Here is an 18,057-nt window from a genome sequence, read left to right on the forward strand (position 1 = left end):
CGCCCTGAGGCGGTTTTCAACGTGCTTACAGACGTTCCAGCATGGCAGCTGTAAAGTCTGTAGTGCCGTGGCTGCCACCTAAGTCGCGGGTGGTGCGGTCACCTGATGCAATCACATCAGTTAATGCGGCCAGAATTTTTTCTGCTTTATCTTTCATGCCCAAATACTCCAGCATCTGGATAGAAGCTAAAATCACTGAGCTTGGGTTGGCCAGGTTTTTGCCTGCAATGTCTGGCGCGCTGCCGTGCACTGCTTCAAAAATAGCGCAGTCTTTGCCGATATTAGCGCCTGGCGCCATACCTAAACCACCGACTAAACCAGCACATAAGTCAGATAAAATATCGCCAAACAGGTTGGTGGTAACTATTACATCAAACTGTTGTGGGTTCATCACCAGCTGCATACAAGCGTTATCAACGATCATCTCGCTGGCCTGAATATCAGGGTAACGTAATGCTACTTCACGGGCAGTTTTTAAGAACAGGCCAGAAGTAGACTTCAGAATGTTGGCTTTGTGAACGATAGTTACTTTTTTGCGGTTTTCGCGACGAGCCAGTTCAAAGGCGAACTCAACAATACGTTCAGAACCTTCACGGGTTACTACGCTCATGGCTTCTGCCAGCTCACCTTCGTTTTTCACGATTTGGCCAGCACCTGAGTACATACCTTCAGTGTTTTCACGTACTGTAATAATGTCGATATTTTCGTAGCGGGCTTTAGTGCCTTTAAACGAAATCACCGGACGTACGTTAGAGTACAGGTTGAATTTTTTACGTAAGGTCACGTTAATTGAAGTGAAACCTTCGCCTACAGGCGTAGTTAACGGGCCTTTTAAAGTGATTTTGTTACGGGCAATAGCGTCCAGCGTGGTCTGTGGCAGCAATTCACCAGTAGTTTCCAGCGCCGTTAAGCCAGCTTCAACATATTCATAGTTAAAGTTACAGCCTACTTTATCCAGAACCTGGATAGCGGCTTCGACTATGCTTGGACCTATGCCATCACCTTTGATGACCGTAATAGTTTGTGAACTCATAACGTTCCTTTATAACTTTTAATGCGACATGGATTGGTTGTACTAAACACAAAGCTGAATTTTATACATTCTTCTTATGACAGCTGTTGTACCAGAGTTTGTGGAAAAACGCCGAAAATATACCAGTTTTGGTGTTTATTTTCCAGTTTATGCTGACATCTGCGACAAATCTGTCACTTCCTGCGGCATAACTTTAGAAAATGGAGAAATAAAACTACAACTGGCAATCAGTTGGGTGACTGGCTGGGTTTGTTCTACCAACTCAGCTTGCCAGTCTGACGCTGAACAGAGCTGCATAGTCAGATAGGGTTCGATAAAATTATAGCTGTGAGTCAGCCTGTCTTTATCGTCGCTATCTGAAAACACCGAAGCGGTCAGATCAAAAGCAAAAGCCAAGACAAAAGCCATAGCATGGGAATGGCTCGAAGTAGGTAACGCTCTGTAATGCAGGCATGCATCCTGCCAGCTTTGATTAAACTGCAGATGCTTCAGGGTTTTTACCGCCAGTTGCTGATAATGCTCACTCTGCCATAACTGCTGCTTTAACCATTGGTTAATAAGGCTTATAGCCTGAGTTGGATGAGACAATGCCAAAAAGCGCAGATCGGACTGTTGCCATAAAGGCCAGCACAAACACCAGGCTAAAAGCTCTGCTTGTTGCGGTGTTAAAGCATAAAATTTTATTGGTTGCGTTAGCATAAACAAAGCTTTGGCTAACACTCGCCGAAACTCCAGCAACCAGTCATGCAGGGGTTGATGTTGTTGCTGGCAATGTTGTTCCAACCAGGCTTGTTTTAATAAAGGCAGTAGCTGTTCCTGCCCCAGCATGGCAATAGCATGTTGGGTTGATTGAATCTTTTGTTGTTGCCTGCTTTGTGCCGAAGCCTTTTCCAGCAATTGTTGCATCAGCCATGGATGTTGTTCAATCAGCTCTGTTTGCTGACTTACTTTGGCTGCCAGGCTCAATTGTTGTAGCCAGCTTAATGCCGGTAAATCATAGGGTTCAGGCCATTGCGGCAAAAGCTCGTTGTCTTGTTGCCAACCACTAAGCCAGTTGTCCTGACTGTATTGTCTTGGGTTTAATAATTGCCAGTCTGCCGCAGCTATTGTTTGTACTGGTAATAGTTGTTTTGTGTTTTTGTCATAGGGCTGAACTAACAGCAGCATCTGCTCTGTGCTGTGAAGTTCACAAAGCAATAGCGCCAGGTTCGCATCAGAATCGCGGACAAAACGTCCTGTGCTATAACTGCTGCTGTTTAAACAAGACAGTGCCTGCCAGAATTGTAGTTCCGTTCCGGTGGCTTGTGGCTGTAGCTGGGGGGCTATTTTTTCCAATGCGATCAACTTGCCAGTGCCAGGTAACATCAGCCGTGTTATTTGCCAGCAAAAACTAATCAGTTGGCTAAAATAAGGGCTTTGCCAGGTTGCTAAACCTCTGTTTTTGCCATAACACTGGCGCAGCAGGTTGAGTACTCCTGCTTTTTCCACCAGCTCTTTATGTTGTTTTATGGTCACTACAGCAGGAAACTTCAGTTGTTGTTGTTCTGCAGCACTGAGCTCCTCTGCTTTTGCAGACTTTTCCAATAAAACGCTGACCGCTAAAGGCTGTAACAAGCAACATTTTAGCAACTGAAACAGCAGCTCTTCAGGCCAACGGCCCGCCATAGCAATAGCTGTTAACAAGGCTGCTTGTTTGATAAATAGTTTGCTTGAAACCAGACCAGAGGCAGGGGTAAGAGATAATTGGGATATCAGCAGAAAGGGAGTTTTACAGGCAAGTTGCGCCGTTCGCTGGCAGATCTTTTGCAGCAGTTCCAGCTGCTGTGCTACAGATAACAGGTGTTTCTCTGCATAAAAAATACCGCAGTCCTGATAAAGCGCTGTCAAAGATCCCAAAGTTGCCATCTCAATCCAGTTGGTTGTATTGCTCTACTGCGGTTTCGCCTATAGCTATAAGTTGTTGGTTCTTAAATAAAATAGCTGTGCATTCGTCACGCGTGGTGATGCCGTCGGTTTTAGTTCTGTGAGTGCGGTAATACAGAACCTGATAAATCTGCTGCTGTTGGTTTTTCGCCTCAGTAATATCAGGTCCGCCCAGATAATCAATCACCTGATCTCTGCTGATGGCTTTGGTTAAATCCAGTTTGTAAATATATTTAGTGTTAAAGGCTTCTCTGTCCTGCCAGTTCATCTGATCAGGATCATCTTTATAAAACAGCAACGTAGTGCAGGTTAAACCTACGTACAGCAGTAGCCCTGCAAATAGGAAGGCTAGGGTTTTTACTTTCATCATCTGCCTCAGCATGCTGTAAAACGCACTTGCTGTAAATTCAGCCCCAACTGTAAATCAGTTTTCAGACTTAAGATCTGCATAAATAACTGCAGTTCAGCACGAGACGCCATAATTTTATCTTTGAGTTTGGCCGGACAATCCGGATGTGCCAGAGCCGTTTTAATATCTGGCCCCAGCTTTAACAGTTCGCTGGCCGTTTTTGGCCCTATACCTGTCAGACCACTAATGTTATTCGTTTTATCTCCTACCAGGCTCCAATATCGGACTAACTGCTCTGGTAATACGCCAAACTTCTGCTGCACTGTCTCATTGCTGTGTTGCTGACGGTTAAAATGGTCATACACCACCACTCCTTGTGCAAGCAAGGGCAAATAACCTTTATCCGTCGATACTATAGTGACTTGCTGCTGATGTTGGCGCATTGTCATGGCTAAACTTGCAATCACATCATCAGCTTCCTGATCTGGCATTTGAAAGCTCTGGATACCAACATCAGATAGTTTTTGCTTCAACACAGGCAAAGCGATTTGCAGATGCTCTGGCATGGGCAGCCGGTCTGCTTTGTAGGCCGGATAGAGCTGTGTGCGCCAGTTAAGATGAGTGACCTCAAATACAGCCAATACATGGCTTGGCTTAAATTGCCGCGTCAGCTTAACTGCAATTTGTTGTAACTGTTCTGCGGTATTGTGCAGCAGTTGCTGGCCTGTAGCTTCACTGTATGGGGCAGGGGAGTTATGAAAAGGTCTTTCCTGTGCAGCGTATAAGCGACGGACTAAGTTTAGTCCGTCGAGTAATAACAAATGTGCCATATCAGTTCAGAATTTGATAACAAGGCTCATATTTCGAACCTGGTAACTTCATCCGGCCCTGAGCAACAAAAGCTTGCAGCAACTTATCCATCAGGTTCATTAATGCAGGTTCACCTGACAGCTTAAATGGACCATGTTGTTTGATAGCTCTGATCCCTTCATCTTTCACATTACCAGCCACTATGCCTGAAAAAGCCCGGCGCAGATGAGCTGCCAGTTTTGCTTTATCCTGTTCCAGATGCAGATCCAAAGACGCCATATTCTGGTGAGTTGGTGCAAAAGGATGCTGGAAATCAGGTGCTATATGTAAGGTCCAGTTAAAGTGATAAGCATCACCACAGCTCTTACGGTATTGTCGTACTTCAGCGCAGCCTTGTTTCAGACGACGAGCCACTTCGGCCGGGTTGTCTATGATGATCTCAATCAGATCCAGCGCTTCTTTACCTAAAGTTTGTTCAATAAAACTGGCCAGTTCAGCAAAATAAGCCGCGCTTTGTTGTGGTCCAGTCAGGATCACCGGCAGCTTCTGATCTTTGTTTTTTTCGTGCAGCATGATACCCAGTAAATACAGCAATTCTTCCGCTGTGCCTGCACCACCAGGGAAAATAATAATGCCATGAGCCACACGGATAAAAGCCTCCAGCCGTTTTTCGATATCAGGCAAAATCACCAGTTCGTTCACTATAGGATTTGGCGGCTCGGCAGCAATAATGCTTGGTTCAGTTAAACCTAAGTAACGGCCTTTGGTATTACGCTGTTTGGCATGGCCAATAGTAGCGCCTTTCATTGGGCCTTTCATCGCGCCTGGCCCGCAGCCTGTGCAAATATCCAAGCCGCGTAAACCTAACTGATAACCTACTTCTTTGGTGTATTTGTATTCAGCTTCGTTAATAGAATGGCCGCCCCAGCAGACAATCATATTAGGCTCTACTGCTGAGTCTATGACGCGGGCGTTACGCAAAATGTCGTACACCGTATGAGTGATATGATCGCTGTTTTGTAAATCCAGTCTGTTAGCGTGGGTCAGCTGAGTATGGAAAAACAGAATGTCACGTAACACTGCGAATAAATGCTCTTGAATACCACGGATAATCTGACCGTCAACAAAAGCACTTTCCGGTGGATTAAACAGCTCAATTTTGATGCCACGTTCGCGGGCTAATAAATTCACATCAAAGTTTTTAAACTGGTCATAAATTTCGCTGGAACTGTCGGTATGACTACCCACGTTTAATACGGCAAGGCAACAATTACGGAATAAGCTAAAGGCGTCAGAGCTGGTGTTGTTTTTCAGGCGGTCAACTTCAAGTTGAGATAAAAGCGCCATAGCGCCCAACGGATTCAGTTGTACATGCATAGATTACTTCCTTATGACCCGGCTTGCGCCGTTGTTCAGCTTTTTAGTACGACTAAGTCCCTACCGGCACGTTTTGCTTCGTATAAAGCTTCGTCTGCACGGTCAAAAGCTGCTCTGTTATTGTCAGAGGTTTTGAGTTCTGTCGCACCAAAAGAAATTGAAATGGGAACGTTTTGGTCTTTGAATTTAAACGGGATTTTCTTAATCCTCTCTCTCAGATTATTCAGAGGCTGTTTAAGTTCAGCTAAATGTGTTTCCGGGAACAAAATAATAAACTCTTCACCACCATAACGGGCGATAAAGTCGGTTTCACGTAAGCTTTGTTTTAACGCCTGGGCTATCACTTTTAAGGTTTTATCACCAGCACTATGGCCATAGTTGTCGTTAATCTGTTTAAAGTGATCCACATCTGCCAAGGCTATAGCTAAAGGTTTACCATAACGCTGAGCTCGTCGAATTTCCAGCTCAAAGCGCTCATCAAAAGCTGCTCTGTTAGGCAATTCTGTTAAGGCATCCTGCAAGCTGCGGAATTTTTGCTCGGCCAGACGTTTTTTAAACTGCATGGCTTCCTGTTCCAGCTCGGCCAGACGGGACTCCATATGACGTAAGGTGGTGAGCATCAGTTCACGTTCATCTTTTTCCAGCTGCTCTTTTTCACGCAAAGAAGTAGTTATAGCGCCAAGTTTGTTGCTGACCAAAGACTGCAGCTGTTCCAGTGAGGTGGCTGATTTAGTGTCTGCAGTTAAATTGGTAATTTGCTGCTCTATTTGCTGGTTTAACAGCAGCATTTTTTCTTTAATATTGTGCGAAGTGTTCAGTGATGAGACAACTGCTTGCTGAACCCCGGTCAGGGCTTCGTTTAACTTCAGCAGGAAATGTTGAGCTGACTGACGCTCGTCTGTCACTGAGGCAATAATAATTTCAATAGTGCGTAGGCAGGATTCCAGCAGAGCTTCAATGCTGACATCGGATAATAAAGTTAAGCGGATTCTCTCTATGTCCTGGCCATATTTACCTTCAAAGGCCAGCTCGCTTAATAAATTAGTTAATTCATTAGAAATTTGCCGACAAATAGTCTGATACTTGTTGTCATCAACAGCATCACCTTGTTCGCTTTGTTGTTTAGTAGCTAAAGCAGACTGATATAACTCTGTTAAATGGGTCAGATGGGGTAAAAATGCCTGAACAGTAGAGGAGGGCTCTTCTACTTTATTGAGCAGGTCGCGTAGGTCACGCCTTAACTGGTCTGGTAAACCACGTTGTTTTTGCAGTAATTTTCCAGCATCGGTTAAAGTGCTTTGCGCTTTTTTTAGTTCAGCTTGCTGACGCGATTCCAGGTTCTTTAATGCTTCAACAGCGCTTTCTACTAAAGGCAGGATCTTTTCCAGATCGGTACCCTTGGCAAATTCCTGACGTAAACGAGCCAGTTTATTGTCGAGATCAATGTCTATACCCTTACAGGCCAGCGATAACCTGGAGACAAATTGCGACAGGATTTTAAACTGACTTTCGTAGGTATCTTCCAGCTGTTTGCGCGCTTTGACTGCATTTGCCAGCTGTTGTTTTACATCACTTTGCTGCTCGGCCACCAGAATCATTCCCCAGGTACAAAACCCGCTCGGTTTGAGCTAAGTATATCTGCAATAATGATAAAAGCGACAGCATAATCTGGTATGAAATGAAAAAAGCGGACCAAAAGTCCGCTTAAAATCAGCAATTATGTAGGGTATTTTTTTGTGGTTACTTTTTGGTTAAATAGTAAGGTAACCAGCTTTGTTCTTCAGCAGAGGTCAGATAGTTCATCTTGTTCACTTTTGGTCTGAAGTTAATAGGGTTGTCCCTGTCAGGACGCTTTGCATTAGAACAGAATTTGATCTGAAAGTAAAAGTTAAAATGTAATAGTACGAAGTGAGTTACATAAATCTGGTCGCTTTAATTTAGCTGTTGGTAGTGTTTTGTTCGCTATTTGTTTGAATTTATGATTGTTTTTCGTTTTTGGTTCTGGAGGTTACAGCGTGAGATTTCTGAAAGTTTTTTGTGTGCTGATCATAATGAGCTGCTCTGCATACAGTTGGGCACAAGTGAATTATCAAATTAGTATCACTGAACCACAACATCATCTGGCACAAGTTCGTGTTGAGTTTCAGGTTACAGAGGCAAAACCCCTGACCTTAATGCTGCCAGCCTGGCGCAGCGGTAAATATCAAATTCTGGATTTGGCCAAAGGAGTGACCGGCTTCAGCGCTATGGATGCTCAGGGTAAAGTTATCCCTTGGCAAAAAACCGAGAAAAGCAGTTGGACTTTAGAGCCAACAACAACGGGCAAAGTATTGGTGCAATACAGTGTTTATGCCAACGAGCTTGGTGAGCGTACCCGCCATATTGATGAAACTCATGCCTATATCAACTCCAGCGCATTTTTAATGTTCAGCCATGAGCAAAAATCTCAAGCTGTGTCTGTGCAGTTAAATGTGCCACAGGGCTGGCGATCATTCTCAGGTATGGCTAAAGGGGATAACCAGCATCAATTTGTCGCGGCTAATTATGATGTGTTGGCTGACTCTCCAATCGAAACTGGTATAAATCAGCATTTAACTTTTAGCGCCGATGGCCGTGATTATGAGTTGGTGATTTGGGGCGAAGGCAATTACAACGCCAACCAGATGCAAAAAGACTTAGAAAAACTGGTGCAGCAAACGGATGCTATCTGGCAGGGGTATCCTTATCAGCGCTATGTTTTTATTGTGCATGCTACTGATGGCGCTCGCGGAGCCACAGAACATCTGAATTCTACTGTGATCCAAAGAGACAGGTTTACCTTCGGCAAAAGAGAAGACTATCTGGCGTTTTTAAGTACGGCCTCCCACGAGCTGGTGCATACCTGGAACGTAAAAGCTTATCGTCCGTCCGAATTAGTCCCTTATGACTATCTGAATCCAAACTACAGCAGGTTGTTGTGGATTTCTGAAGGGTCCACCAGTTATTTCCAAAATCAGCTACTACTGCGCGCAGCTTTAATGAGCAAAGAAGAGTTTTACAAAGATCTGGCAAAACGGCTGGAGAAGTTCGTACATACACCGGGCCGTTTAGTGCAGTCGGTATCTGAAAGCAGCTTTGACAGCTGGATTAGTTTAGGTGGCGATCATGGTACTAACTTTGGTGTGAACATTTACTCTGAAGGTTATATCGCCAGCTGGCTGATGGATGAGCTGATATTAAAACAGTCGGGCCGCAAAGCCAGCTACCGTGAACTGCATGATCAGCTGTATCAGCGATTTGGTAAAACCACAGCCTTTACTGCAAAAGACGTCATTGATATAGCGTCTGAACTGACCGGCGAAGACCAAAACCCATGGTGGCAGCAGCAGGTAGAACAGCCGCTGAACTTTGACATCGAAAAGTTGTTAGCCAGTTTTGGTCTGCAATGGCAACAAGACAAAGAGCGCGAAATTTTCTCTGGAGTCTCAGCTGAAAACAAAGCTGGTTTTGCGCTGGTGAAAAAAGTAGAACGAGACAGTCCGGCCTGGAAGGCTGGTTTTACCTCTGAAGATTTGATAGTGGCAGTTAACGGTTTACAACTAAAAGCCGATTTGGCTGAGCGCTTAAAAGATTTCAAAGCGGGCGACAAAGTACAAATCAGCTACTTCCGCCAGGGCCGTTTACAGCATCAACCTCTCGTTTTAGCTGATCAGGCCAAAGGCGCAGGCAAAGTAGTGCCTGTCGCTAAACCGAGCCGAGAGCAAAAAGCTATGCATAAGGCCTGGTTGGGTGTGGATTTATAGGGAAATAGTGGGGCGGGTTTTGTATCCGCCCGCTTGGTATTCAAGGCGTTTCGCCGCTGGCGAGGTACTTTCTTTTGCTTCGCCATAAGAAAGTATCCAAAGCTAGAAAGTGCAGGAAGCACTTTCTAACCGCCGAAGGCTAGCCCGCAGGTTGAATTACATGGATGTAATTCATAAAAGGCGACCCCAGGCCGCTGCGACAACGCTTGCGTTGAACAGCTTTAGCTGGCCCCGAAGGGGTACGAACGAAGTGAGTATAATTCAGCGTCCTAATGGGTATTTGGTGCCAGTAGTTGATTATGATCTTTTTTGATGGACTGCAAAGAGCTAAATGAGGCATCGGGGCACATCGCAAGACCTGACCCTTTGCGTTGTTTTGTTGCTAACTACAGTGGTTTCCGTACGTGATAAGTACATCTGGTTGGCTCAAGAGTCTCGAAAGTCTCTGTTCGAGCACAGACTTCTCATACAAGCACCGAAATAATTAGCGGTATGAACATTTGAGTTAGAAAATGGCTGTAAAGATTGTTATTTTCGCTTGCCAGTCCTTAGCTACTAAGCCCGTATAATGAACGATAAGAATAAGCTTGTGCCACAGAATGGAAATCAAGCTTTGACTCTACTGCGTCACTTTGGGGGGCAATAAAACTCACCCCCACTTATTACTGCCGTGTTAAGCGTAAATTCGGCTGGTCACAAGGTTCACTGGAACGCAGTGGATTGATATCCAGGCCGCCTCTTCTGGTGTAGCGGGCGTAGACCATCAGAAATTCGGGCTGACACAAATTCCATAAGTCCAGATAAATCCGCTCTACACATTGCTCGTGAAATTCATTGTGGCTTCTGAAACTAATCAGGTACTTCAGCAAAGATGCATGATCCACAGCTTTGCCTTTGTAATGAATATAGACACTGGCCCAGTCGGGCTGAGAAGTGATTAAGCAGTTGGATTTGAGCAAATGCGAATGCAGCTTTTCGTCGACCACAGCCCCTGTTGGGTTTAGTTGCAACAACTCTGGTTTGTAGTCGTAGTGCTCTACTTCAATATCTAAATCGTCAATACAGCGGCCTGGTAACCAGGTGGGCTGAAAGGCGGTCAGCTCGTTGACGTTATGCAAAGTCACCTGCACAGGGCCACCGGCACAGGCCGATAAATCGGTTTTCATAGTGCGGTAGAGCTGGCTGATATCGGCAAATTTGCTTTGATTTAAACTGTTTAAATAGAGTTTAAAGGACTTGGACTCGATCAGATTAGGTGTATCAAAAGGCACTACAAAAGTAGCGAGCGCCACCATAGGTTTGCCTTTTGGTGTCAGCCAAGACAGCTCGTAGCCGTGCCAGGTGTCCTGTCCAACAAAAGGTAACTCAGCGTCTAAACCTATAGCCTGACGGCCTAAAGTGCGTGGCACAGCCTGCAATAATTCAGGACTGTACTGATCAATATAAGCAGTGGCCTGACCTAAGGTCAGTCCCGCCAATTGCTCTGTCTGTATTTTTGTCATAGAGCCTTCTTAGAGGAAGCTATAGCGATATTGATTACGTCTTGTCACACCAATGACTTGGGAATATAGCCGCAACCAAGTTAGAATGGCGGCAATTTTAGCACAGAAGCGAATCACCATGCCGGGCCAATTCCATCAGCAATTTGCACAATTTGTAGCGTCTTATCAGCAAAAACACCCAGAACTGCTCAGTTGGGCCGACCCTGAACAAGTTTCTCCTTGCCAGTATGGGGATGTGGTGGACGGAGAAGTCCATTGGCATCCAGTAAAAGCCGATCCAGCTTTGGACTTGTCCAAAACCCAACAGGCGCTGGAACTTGAGTTCCCGCCTCAATTGATTGAGTTTTACACCAGCCATTTTGGTGGCGGATTAAAGGTTCGCCATGAAAGAGGTGAACTTGAGTTATTGATGAGTTGGCATCAGGCTGATTTCGAGCGGTTGCAGCAAAATATCATTGCCCATATATTGATGAAAAGACGCTTAAAGCAGCGCGACACTGTATTTATTGCTGCCACTGATCACGACGATTATTTAGTCTCGGTATTAGTGGCGACAGGCGAAGTTTATCTGGAGAAAGTAGGGATGGAAGTCAAAGAGCTGCTGGCAACTGACTTAGCCACCTTTTTACAGCAGCTAAGTTTCTGAGCTGATTCAGGGCTGGCAGTCAAAAGCTATATTGGATAAGAGCTGGCAAGGTACACAGCAAAAATCAAACAAGCCATGCCAACTTTGACCCAGTTTCCAGTCTGAACCGCAGGATGGGCATTTTTTCTCTGCATCCAGCTCGCAGTTATCGCTGCTGCCGCTGTAAAGATAATAATAAACTGGCTTGTTCAGCTCGTTACTTAAAGCTCTGGCCTGTTTATAGCCTTGCTGATTTAAAGCACTGTAAAATCCCTGCACACTTTGTTCGGCACTTTTAAACAGCACCCTTGCTTGCTGCATCTGAATTTCATCCAAAGCCTGATACTGCAATTGCCAGCGCACTAAAGACTCAAAATCTTCACCGCTGGTACGGCCCACTTTATACAAAGGCACTGGCGCAAAATGTTCTGCGCAGTACAGCACTGAGTTGGTTGCAGAGAAACTACAGAACAAAATCAACGCCTGATGACTGGGGCATGGATCTGTATGGTTGGACATCAAATCATCACCCAGAATGCTGAGTCTGGGGTAACTTAAACCCGCTTGTTGTAATAGCTCCAAGGCAGTGAGCCCAGCTTGGCTGTGTGACTTTTTGTCTAAAGCATCAGACTGCGGCAGCACCACTCGACTAAAAAAGCTGTCTTTCGCCTGATAAGTTGGGAATTCGCGGCCTAAAATCTGGCCCTGAAAAATCAGTTTTTCCAGATAATAGCGAATACCTTTTTCTGCTGCAGCAAAGCTGGTATCGGCAATAATTTTAAATTCCAGCTCAGCAACTAACATCAGATCCCCAGTTTTTTAATGATCAGATCAAGTTTGGCTTCGATACGAGCCAGGTCTGCTTTGATATCAGAAGACACCTGCGGTTCGGGTAGAGGTTGTGATTCAGGTGCTGGTTCTGATTGTAGGGGCACTGCACCATTACGCCATGCCTGATAAGCCTGCAATAAAGCCGGGCTCATAGTAGCAGTACCTAAGCGGGCCTTAACCAGAGCCAAGCTGGGCTCTTTGCCTTCTTGTTGCAGTTGAGCTGCAATTTTTGCCACTTGTTGGCTGAGTTGTTCCATCATTTTCTTTAGTTTCACTAAAATTTAGTGAAATTTACCACCTAAGTTGTTCCTACCACTAGTGTGATTTTGTAAGTTATTGTTATTTAACGATTTTAAAAGTTGGCCCCAGTTTTGCTTTTAGCTATCAACAAGTTAAAACCAACAAGTTAAAACTCTAAGGGAAAAGCAATGAATTATTTAAAGGTATTAACAGTAGCAACAGCCTTGATGGCGTTATCTGGTTGTGTGGTGGCAATAGGTGACAATGACGACCATGACGGCGGCAATAATTCGTCATGGAAAAAAGCGCAAAAATTAAATAATCAGGTGATTAGTCAATTAAATCTGGGCGCGGAATTAGCTTCAGTGCGTGGCCAGTTAGGTACACCAGATTTCAGTGAATCATTCCGTGACGCAGGCAACGAAACTGTAGTGCTGTTTTACCGCACTCATCATGAGCACAGTGACGGCGAAACCAGCAAAGACGAATGCACTCCATTGGTATTTAAAAATGGCGTGTTAACGGGCTGGGGCGATAAGGCCTATCGTCAGTTGTAACAATCCCTGGAGTAGGGAGACCTTGCCAAATTGGCAAGGTCTCCCTTTTTTTAACACAATTCAGCAGTTTGTTATCGCAACAGTACGTTTAGCTGATCAATAACGTCAGACCAGTCTGCATCCTGTTTTAAATTCTCTGTTAAAAAACTGGCTTGTGCATCAGTCCAAAAGGATGCCTGAGCCAAAGACATGTCAGCCGGAATTTTATGACTAGCGACAAAAGCTTTGATAGCCGATGGGCTGTTGTCCAGACCGAGCTGAGCAAACAAAGTGGCCATGTCATGTGTGGTCATATCCATAATAAACTCCTTGGGTTATGTCTGTTAACTATAGTTGTCTGGCCAGGTCTCTGCATTGGCAATCTGCGGTCTGGCTGCTATGTTGATACTCAAACTAGAATAAATCACAGAGATACATCATGCCAAATCAACCCGCTCTTGATCTGAACCAGCTTAAAGCACAGTTGTTAACCCCTGATGAATTGAAATTAGCCGCCTCCCTGTTATATCAGTCTTATCATGACGATCCTGTGTTTATGGATATCTTTCAGGCTGAAAAAAGCGACTATGAACAACGATTAAGAGCTGCTATTCGGGAAGAGCTGAATGTATTCTGGCAGGAAGAACAGCCTGTGATAGGTATTTTTATTGAGCAGCAGCTATTAGGTGTGGCTTGTGTCACAGAGCCTGGTTCTAAATTGAGTGGCGACAGATTCTGGCATTGGCGCTTAAAAATGTTACTGACAGCAGGCTATGTATCTACCAGGCAATTATTAGAAAAAGAGCAGCGTATTCATGCAGCTATGCCGGTACAGCATTACCATATGCTGGCCTTCATTGCCATTTCACCTAAGTACCAGCATTTGGGCTTAGGGCATTATCTGATGCATGCGGTGGATTCGATCGTAGAGCAAAATCCGGCTTCTTTGGGCATAGGTGTTTTCGTCACGCTGGAGAAAAATAAAGCCTTTTTTAGTGCTGATCATTATCAGCAAGTGACAGAGTTGAATTTCAGCAAGGTCAAAGGTAGTTTAATGTTCAGACCAAGACAAAGCAGTCCTTTAACGCTAGTGGAGTAAGCAACTGATGTCCGGCTTTCATAGTTTTTCCGAGTTTTACCCTTATTATTTATCTGAACATAAAGACCCCGTTTGCCGCCGCTTGCATTACATTGGCTCAACTTTAGTGCTGGCGATTCTGGTTAGCCTGATGCTGACCGGCTTATGGGGCTATTGGTGGCTGATGTTAGTAGCGGGTTATGGCTTTGCCTGGGTGGGCCACTTTAAATTTGAACATAACAAACCCGCCACCTTTAAATATCCGTTTTATAGTCTGGCGGCAGATTGGGTGATGTATAAAGACTTTCTGACCGGGCAACTGGAGCAGAAACTACAGAAACTGCCTTAAATCCGGTAAGGCGGTAACTGAAAACTTAAATAACGCAGGCCGGATAAACGCAGTTCGGCCTGATAACGGCTTTCACCGTCGCTGCTAAAATCCACCTGATAGCTGGTAAACCAGCGCCATCTGTTGTCCACTTTTGCAAACTGATGTTTGCCTCTGGCGCATTCCAAAAACTGTAATTCTTGTTGTTTACATAGATGTTTGGCTAGCTTGATTGCAGTTTCATCCTGCTTACGCTGCAATAAAAACGCATAGACAAAAGCCATACCTAACAGTAATAACCAGACAAAATCCATCACGACTCCTTTATTATGAATAAGCATAATGGCGACGCTCTGGTGTTTTTGCAAGACAGCTCAGGTTCGCCCTGTGATAAAATCTGAGCCAGTTAAATCGGATCACCAGTTAAATCGGATCGGCATAAGCATGTATTTACAGGTCACAGATTTATTAAATCAAATTGAAAGCGAATTGAAAGCAGCAGAGCTTTGGGCACTTATCACACCAAGTGCAGAGGCAATGCAAAGCACAGCGCCATTTTTTTGCGACACTATGCCTTTGGAAAACTGGCTGCAATTTGTATTTTTGCCACGCATGCGTGCTTTAGTCGAAGGGCGTTTGCCATTACCGCAGCAAATAGCGGTTTGTCCTATGGCCGAAGAAGCCTTTAAACATTTAGAGAATCGCACTTTGTTGCTGATTAATCGTATTGCGGATTTGGATGAATTATTAAGTGGTAAACGTGAGCAAAGTAGTGCCAGAGCCTGAGTTAATGCCAGTTCCGGTGTTGAATATTTTGTATCAGGACGACTATTTGGTGGCGATAGATAAACCTGCAGGCATGCTGGTGCATCGCTCCTTTTTAGACCGACACGAAACTGTATTTGTGATGCAAACCCTGCGTAATCAGCTAGGACAGCATGTGTTTCCGGTACACCGGCTCGACAGGCCAACCTCTGGTGTGTTGTTATTTGCCTTATCTGCGGACGTTGCCCGTGTACTGACAGAGCAGTTAACCGAACAGCACTGGCGCAAGTTTTATCTGGCGGTGTGCCGTGGTTTTGTTCAACAAGCTGGTATTTTGGATTATCCGCTGAAAGAGCAGCTGGATAAAATTGCTGACAAACAGGCAAGTCAGGACAAAGAAAAGCAAGAAGCGGTAACGGCGTTATGGCCTTTGGCACAAGTTGAACTGCCTATAGCTATAGGTAAATATCCGGTGGCTCGTTACTCGCTGGTGGCTTTGCAACCTTTAACAGGGCGAAAACATCAGCTGCGCCGACATTTATCGCATTTACGCCACCCTATAGTGGGTGATACTACGCATGGTGAAGGCAAACATAACCGCTTGTTTGCAGAGCATTTGAATAGCCACAGATTATTATTAATAGCCAAAAGGCTGGAGTTAAAACACCCGGTCACTGGTGTTGATTTAGTGATCGAAGCGCCGCTGGGTGAAGTAGCAGAGTTATTTACAACATTGGGTTGGTCCGTAGCAGACAGCTGGTACAGTCAACTTTTTGATCAGTTAGAGTTAACGGGCTTAACGCAGTTATAAAGTAGGGGAAGTATGAAAAAAGTAGCCATTATGGTGGGCACTGTTTACGGTGGTGCTCAGTTTGTTGCCGAAGAAGCAGAGAAAATTTTACAGGCTAAAGGTTATCTGACTCAGCTGAATCTGGAGCCTAAACTGAACGACGTATTAGCTTTTGCGCCTGATATCTGGCTGGTGATCACCTCCACTACAGGGCAAGGCGATATTCCGGATAATTTGTTGCCATTCTTTATCGATGTAAAAGACAGATTCCCGCTGTTAACCGGTAAAAAATACGCTGTGATTTGTTTAGGTGACAGCGGTTATGGCGATACCTTTTGTGGTGCTGGTAAACAGTTTTCCGAATTATTGGCTGAATTACAGGGCACAGCTTTAGCTCCGGCCTTAGAGATTGATGCAGGCGAAACTCTGCAAGCTGAAGATTTAGCTTTACCCTGGATAGAGCAGCAGTTTTAATTTTATTCTAATTAAGCAGCGCCATAGTGTCTTTATAAGCAAGTCTTATAGACGCCAGCATGGAATCTTACAAAACATCCATTGATGGGCTTATTAAAAGTCTGATTGATATCTGAGCCTCTCAGTTGAACAACTGTGCTTTTTGTCTGGATATGCATATCAAGCAGGCCAAGATTAAAGGCGAAGGGGAGCTGCGATTACACCATGTAGCCATTTGGCGTGAATCACCATTGTTTAACGCTAAAGAAAAAGCAGCTTTGGCGTTAACTGAAGCTTTAACACATATTCCGGCCATCGGCATCAGCGATGAGCTGTACCGTTCAACCAAAGAACATTTTTCTGATGTGGAAATTTCTGAATTGACCTACGCAATAGGCCTGATTAATTTCTGGAACCGTATGCAAATTCTGGCTCAGATGGAACCAGGTTCACAAGACGCAGCTTTTGGTTTAACCAAAGCAGTGTTTAACTAGTAGGGGCGGGGCTTGTCCCCGCCCGTCTTGAATTCCAATAAATATTTATTGGGCTTGTCCCCGCCCGTCTTGAATTCCAATAAATCTTTATTGGACTTGTCCCCGCCCGTCTTGAATTCCAAGAAATCTTTATTGGACTTGTCCCCGCCCGTCTTGAATTCCAATAAATATTTATTGGACTTGCCTCAGCCCGTCTTATGATACCGAGGTGCCCATTGACGGGCCGGGACAAGCCGCGGCCCCTACATTACCCGTCACAACATCAAGCGAGAGCGTGCGGTCAACAAAGCTGCAGCTTCAAGTACGACGGCTTTAATCTATGCTACGCAGCAGAGCGTTGATACCCACTTTAGCGCGGGTCTGGGCATCTACTTTTTTAACGATAATAGCGGCGTACAGGCTGTGTGTGCCATCTTTAGATGGAATAGAACCTGGCACTACTACAGCACCTGCTGGTACTCGGCCATAAGTAATTTCGCCGGTTTCACGGTCGTAAATACGGGTCGACTGGCTGATATAAACACCCATTGAAAGCACTGCGCCTTCTTCGATGATCACACCTTCCACTACTTCAGAGCGGGCGCCGATAAAGCAGTTGTCTTCAATAATGGTTGGGTTAGCTTGCAGCGGCTCTAATACACCACCAATACCTACGCCACCTGATAAGTGCACGTTTTTACCAATCTGAGCACAGGAGCCCACAGTAGCCCATGTATCCACCATAGTGCCTTCACCTACATAAGCGCCAATATTGACGTATGAAGGCATCAGCACCACGTTTTTATCAATAAAGCTGCCTTTACGTACTGCGGCAGGAGGCACAACTCGTACACCTTCAGCGACAAAACGCTCGTGGGTGTAGTCGGCAAATTTCATTGGTACTTTATCGAAGAAACGGTTTTCAGCGCCGTCCATCACCTGGTTGTCATTGATACGGAAAGACAATAACACGGCTTTTTTCAGCCATTGGTGAGTGACCCATTCGCCTGCTACTTTTTCGGCAACACGGGCTTTACCGCTGTCCAACAGTTCAATAGCCGCAGTCACAGCAGCTTTGACTTCAGCTGTTACAGTAGATGGAGTAATGGATGCACGCTGTTCAAACGCGGCTTCGATAATGGATTTTAAATCTGACAAAACT

General features: G+C 45.0%; 21 protein-coding genes. 9 read left to right on the forward strand and 12 right to left on the reverse strand.

Features of this window, described 5'->3' with window-relative positions; all coding sequences use genetic code 11:
* Positions 1-25 precede the first annotated feature (25 nt).
* The 6 genes from EK374_RS05900 to EK374_RS05925 all read right to left on the reverse strand — a co-directional run bounded on the left by EK374_RS05900 (position 26) and on the right by EK374_RS05925 (position 7,090).
* On the reverse strand, positions 26-1,033 hold the full coding sequence (locus EK374_RS05900) for an isocitrate dehydrogenase (protein WP_127021037.1): 1,008 nt from the start codon (positions 1,031-1,033) through the stop codon (positions 26-28).
* A gap of 147 nt (positions 1,034-1,180) precedes the next feature.
* Positions 1,181-2,938: a hypothetical protein gene (locus EK374_RS05905; protein ID WP_127021039.1), complete on the reverse strand. Its 1,758-nt coding sequence runs from the start codon at positions 2,936-2,938 to the stop codon at positions 1,181-1,183.
* A 1-nt stretch (position 2,939) separates the two neighbouring features.
* Positions 2,940-3,326: a DUF3192 domain-containing protein gene (locus EK374_RS05910; protein ID WP_233280346.1), complete on the reverse strand. Its 387-nt coding sequence runs from the start codon at positions 3,324-3,326 to the stop codon at positions 2,940-2,942.
* A gap of 5 nt (positions 3,327-3,331) precedes the next feature.
* Entirely contained in the window at positions 3,332-4,135 is an 804-nt protein-coding gene (xni, locus tag EK374_RS05915) for a flap endonuclease Xni (RefSeq protein ID WP_127021041.1), read from the reverse strand.
* Between the two features lies 1 nt (position 4,136).
* A complete protein-coding gene (ppnN, locus tag EK374_RS05920; RefSeq protein ID WP_127021043.1) occupies positions 4,137-5,492 on the reverse strand; it encodes a nucleotide 5'-monophosphate nucleosidase PpnN in 1,356 nt (451 codons plus the stop codon).
* A 35-nt stretch (positions 5,493-5,527) separates the two neighbouring features.
* Complete coding sequence (locus EK374_RS05925; protein ID WP_407691854.1) at positions 5,528-7,090, reverse strand: GGDEF domain-containing protein; 1,563 nt, start codon at positions 7,088-7,090, stop codon at positions 5,528-5,530.
* 483 nt (positions 7,091-7,573) lie between these two features.
* Between EK374_RS05925 and EK374_RS05930 the strand changes: the two genes are divergently transcribed.
* Positions 7,574-9,274, forward strand: coding sequence for a M61 family metallopeptidase (locus tag EK374_RS05930; protein WP_233280347.1), 1,701 nt, complete (start codon positions 7,574-7,576; stop codon positions 9,272-9,274).
* A gap of 662 nt (positions 9,275-9,936) precedes the next feature.
* Here EK374_RS05930 and queF read toward each other — a convergent pair.
* Entirely contained in the window at positions 9,937-10,776 is an 840-nt protein-coding gene (gene queF, locus EK374_RS05935; RefSeq protein WP_127021049.1) for an NADPH-dependent 7-cyano-7-deazaguanine reductase QueF, read from the reverse strand.
* Positions 10,777-10,861: 85 nt separating this feature from the next.
* Here queF and syd point away from each other — a divergent pair, with 85 nt between their 5' ends.
* Complete coding sequence (gene syd / locus EK374_RS05940) at positions 10,862-11,422, forward strand: SecY-interacting protein (RefSeq protein ID WP_233280348.1); 561 nt, start codon at positions 10,862-10,864, stop codon at positions 11,420-11,422.
* A 6-nt stretch (positions 11,423-11,428) separates the two neighbouring features.
* Here the strand turns inward: syd and EK374_RS05945 are convergent, their stop codons facing one another.
* Together EK374_RS05945 and EK374_RS05950 are read right to left on the reverse strand one after the other, a co-directional pair.
* Positions 11,429-12,205, reverse strand: coding sequence for a Zn-ribbon-containing protein (locus EK374_RS05945; protein ID WP_127021051.1), 777 nt, complete (start codon positions 12,203-12,205; stop codon positions 11,429-11,431).
* Positions 12,205-12,492, reverse strand: a complete 288-nt coding sequence (locus EK374_RS05950; protein ID WP_127021052.1) for a hypothetical protein — start codon at positions 12,490-12,492, stop codon at positions 12,205-12,207. Before EK374_RS05950 ends, EK374_RS05945 begins: the two co-directional genes overlap by 1 nt.
* A 168-nt stretch (positions 12,493-12,660) precedes the next feature.
* Between EK374_RS05950 and EK374_RS05955 the strand changes: the two genes are divergently transcribed.
* Entirely contained in the window at positions 12,661-13,029 is a 369-nt protein-coding gene (locus EK374_RS05955; RefSeq protein ID WP_127021054.1) for a DUF3192 domain-containing protein, read from the forward strand.
* Positions 13,030-13,100: 71 nt separating this feature from the next.
* Here EK374_RS05955 and EK374_RS05960 read toward each other — a convergent pair whose 3' ends face one another.
* Complete coding sequence (locus EK374_RS05960; protein WP_127021056.1) at positions 13,101-13,328, reverse strand: DUF2789 domain-containing protein; 228 nt, start codon at positions 13,326-13,328, stop codon at positions 13,101-13,103.
* A gap of 119 nt (positions 13,329-13,447) precedes the next feature.
* On the opposite strand from EK374_RS05960, the gene EK374_RS05965 reads away from it, so the two are divergent.
* A complete protein-coding gene (locus tag EK374_RS05965) occupies positions 13,448-14,107 on the forward strand; it encodes a GNAT family N-acetyltransferase (RefSeq protein WP_127021058.1) in 660 nt (219 codons plus the stop codon).
* Positions 14,108-14,114: 7 nt separating this feature from the next.
* Positions 14,115-14,435: a DUF962 domain-containing protein gene (locus EK374_RS05970; protein WP_127021060.1), complete on the forward strand. Its 321-nt coding sequence runs from the start codon at positions 14,115-14,117 to the stop codon at positions 14,433-14,435.
* Here the strand turns inward: EK374_RS05970 and EK374_RS05975 are convergent.
* On the reverse strand, positions 14,432-14,728 hold the full coding sequence (locus EK374_RS05975) for a DUF3301 domain-containing protein (RefSeq protein WP_127021062.1): 297 nt from the start codon (positions 14,726-14,728) through the stop codon (positions 14,432-14,434). The two genes, EK374_RS05970 and EK374_RS05975, sit on opposite strands and share 4 nt — an antisense overlap.
* A 73-nt stretch (positions 14,729-14,801) precedes the next feature.
* On the opposite strand from EK374_RS05975, the gene EK374_RS05980 reads away from it, so the two are divergent.
* From EK374_RS05980 to EK374_RS05995, 4 genes are all read left to right on the forward strand, one after another.
* Positions 14,802-15,200 carry a YqcC family protein gene (locus EK374_RS05980; RefSeq protein WP_206099293.1) on the forward strand — a complete coding sequence of 133 codons (399 nt, stop codon included), beginning with the start codon at positions 14,802-14,804 and terminating at the stop codon, positions 15,198-15,200.
* Complete coding sequence (gene truC, locus EK374_RS05985) at positions 15,175-15,990, forward strand: tRNA pseudouridine(65) synthase TruC (protein WP_325049715.1); 816 nt, start codon at positions 15,175-15,177, stop codon at positions 15,988-15,990. Before EK374_RS05980 ends, truC begins: the two co-directional genes overlap by 26 nt.
* A gap of 12 nt (positions 15,991-16,002) precedes the next feature.
* On the forward strand, positions 16,003-16,443 hold the full coding sequence (locus EK374_RS05990) for a flavodoxin (protein ID WP_127021064.1): 441 nt from the start codon (positions 16,003-16,005) through the stop codon (positions 16,441-16,443).
* 125 nt (positions 16,444-16,568) lie between these two features.
* The gene (locus tag EK374_RS05995) at positions 16,569-16,916 is read left to right on the forward strand and encodes a carboxymuconolactone decarboxylase family protein (RefSeq protein ID WP_267898327.1); all 348 of its coding nucleotides are present in this window, start codon (positions 16,569-16,571) and stop codon (positions 16,914-16,916) included.
* A 312-nt stretch (positions 16,917-17,228) separates the two neighbouring features.
* Here EK374_RS05995 and dapD read toward each other — a convergent pair whose 3' ends face one another.
* Positions 17,229-18,053, reverse strand: coding sequence for a 2,3,4,5-tetrahydropyridine-2,6-dicarboxylate N-succinyltransferase (dapD, locus tag EK374_RS06000; RefSeq protein WP_127021066.1), 825 nt, complete (start codon positions 18,051-18,053; stop codon positions 17,229-17,231).
* Positions 18,054-18,057: the final 4 nt, after the last annotated feature.

The organism is Rheinheimera mangrovi, from assembly GCF_003990335.1.
Lineage (GTDB): Bacteria > Pseudomonadota > Gammaproteobacteria > Enterobacterales > Alteromonadaceae > Pararheinheimera > Pararheinheimera mangrovi.

Excerpts from the sequence above, each read along its gene's own strand:
- syd (WP_233280348.1), top strand. The coding sequence starts at position 10,862 with ATGGCGGCAATTTTAGCACAGAAGCGAATCACCATGCCGGGCCAATTC.
- EK374_RS05970 (WP_127021060.1), top strand. The coding sequence starts at position 14,115 with ATGTCCGGCTTTCATAGTTTTTCCGAGTTTTACCCTTATTATTTATCT.
- EK374_RS05990 (WP_127021064.1), top strand. The coding sequence starts at position 16,003 with ATGAAAAAAGTAGCCATTATGGTGGGCACTGTTTACGGTGGTGCTCAG.
- EK374_RS05925 (WP_407691854.1), bottom strand. The coding sequence starts at position 7,090 with ATGATTCTGGTGGCCGAGCAGCAAAGTGATGTAAAACAACAGCTGGCA.
- EK374_RS05975 (WP_127021062.1), bottom strand. The coding sequence starts at position 14,728 with ATGGATTTTGTCTGGTTATTACTGTTAGGTATGGCTTTTGTCTATGCG.
- EK374_RS05905 (WP_127021039.1), bottom strand. The coding sequence starts at position 2,938 with ATGGCAACTTTGGGATCTTTGACAGCGCTTTATCAGGACTGCGGTATT.
- EK374_RS05900 (WP_127021037.1), bottom strand. The coding sequence starts at position 1,033 with ATGAGTTCACAAACTATTACGGTCATCAAAGGTGATGGCATAGGTCCA.
- EK374_RS05945 (WP_127021051.1), bottom strand. The coding sequence starts at position 12,205 with ATGTTAGTTGCTGAGCTGGAATTTAAAATTATTGCCGATACCAGCTTT.
- queF (WP_127021049.1), bottom strand. The coding sequence starts at position 10,776 with ATGACAAAAATACAGACAGAGCAATTGGCGGGACTGACCTTAGGTCAG.
- EK374_RS05910 (WP_233280346.1), bottom strand. The coding sequence starts at position 3,326 with ATGATGAAAGTAAAAACCCTAGCCTTCCTATTTGCAGGGCTACTGCTG.
- ppnN (WP_127021043.1), bottom strand. The coding sequence starts at position 5,492 with ATGCATGTACAACTGAATCCGTTGGGCGCTATGGCGCTTTTATCTCAA.
- EK374_RS05960 (WP_127021056.1), bottom strand. The coding sequence starts at position 13,328 with ATGGATATGACCACACATGACATGGCCACTTTGTTTGCTCAGCTCGGT.
- EK374_RS05965 (WP_127021058.1), top strand. The coding sequence starts at position 13,448 with ATGCCAAATCAACCCGCTCTTGATCTGAACCAGCTTAAAGCACAGTTG.
- EK374_RS05955 (WP_127021054.1), top strand. The coding sequence starts at position 12,661 with ATGAATTATTTAAAGGTATTAACAGTAGCAACAGCCTTGATGGCGTTA.
- EK374_RS05950 (WP_127021052.1), bottom strand. The coding sequence starts at position 12,492 with ATGATGGAACAACTCAGCCAACAAGTGGCAAAAATTGCAGCTCAACTG.
- xni (WP_127021041.1), bottom strand. The coding sequence starts at position 4,135 with ATGGCACATTTGTTATTACTCGACGGACTAAACTTAGTCCGTCGCTTA.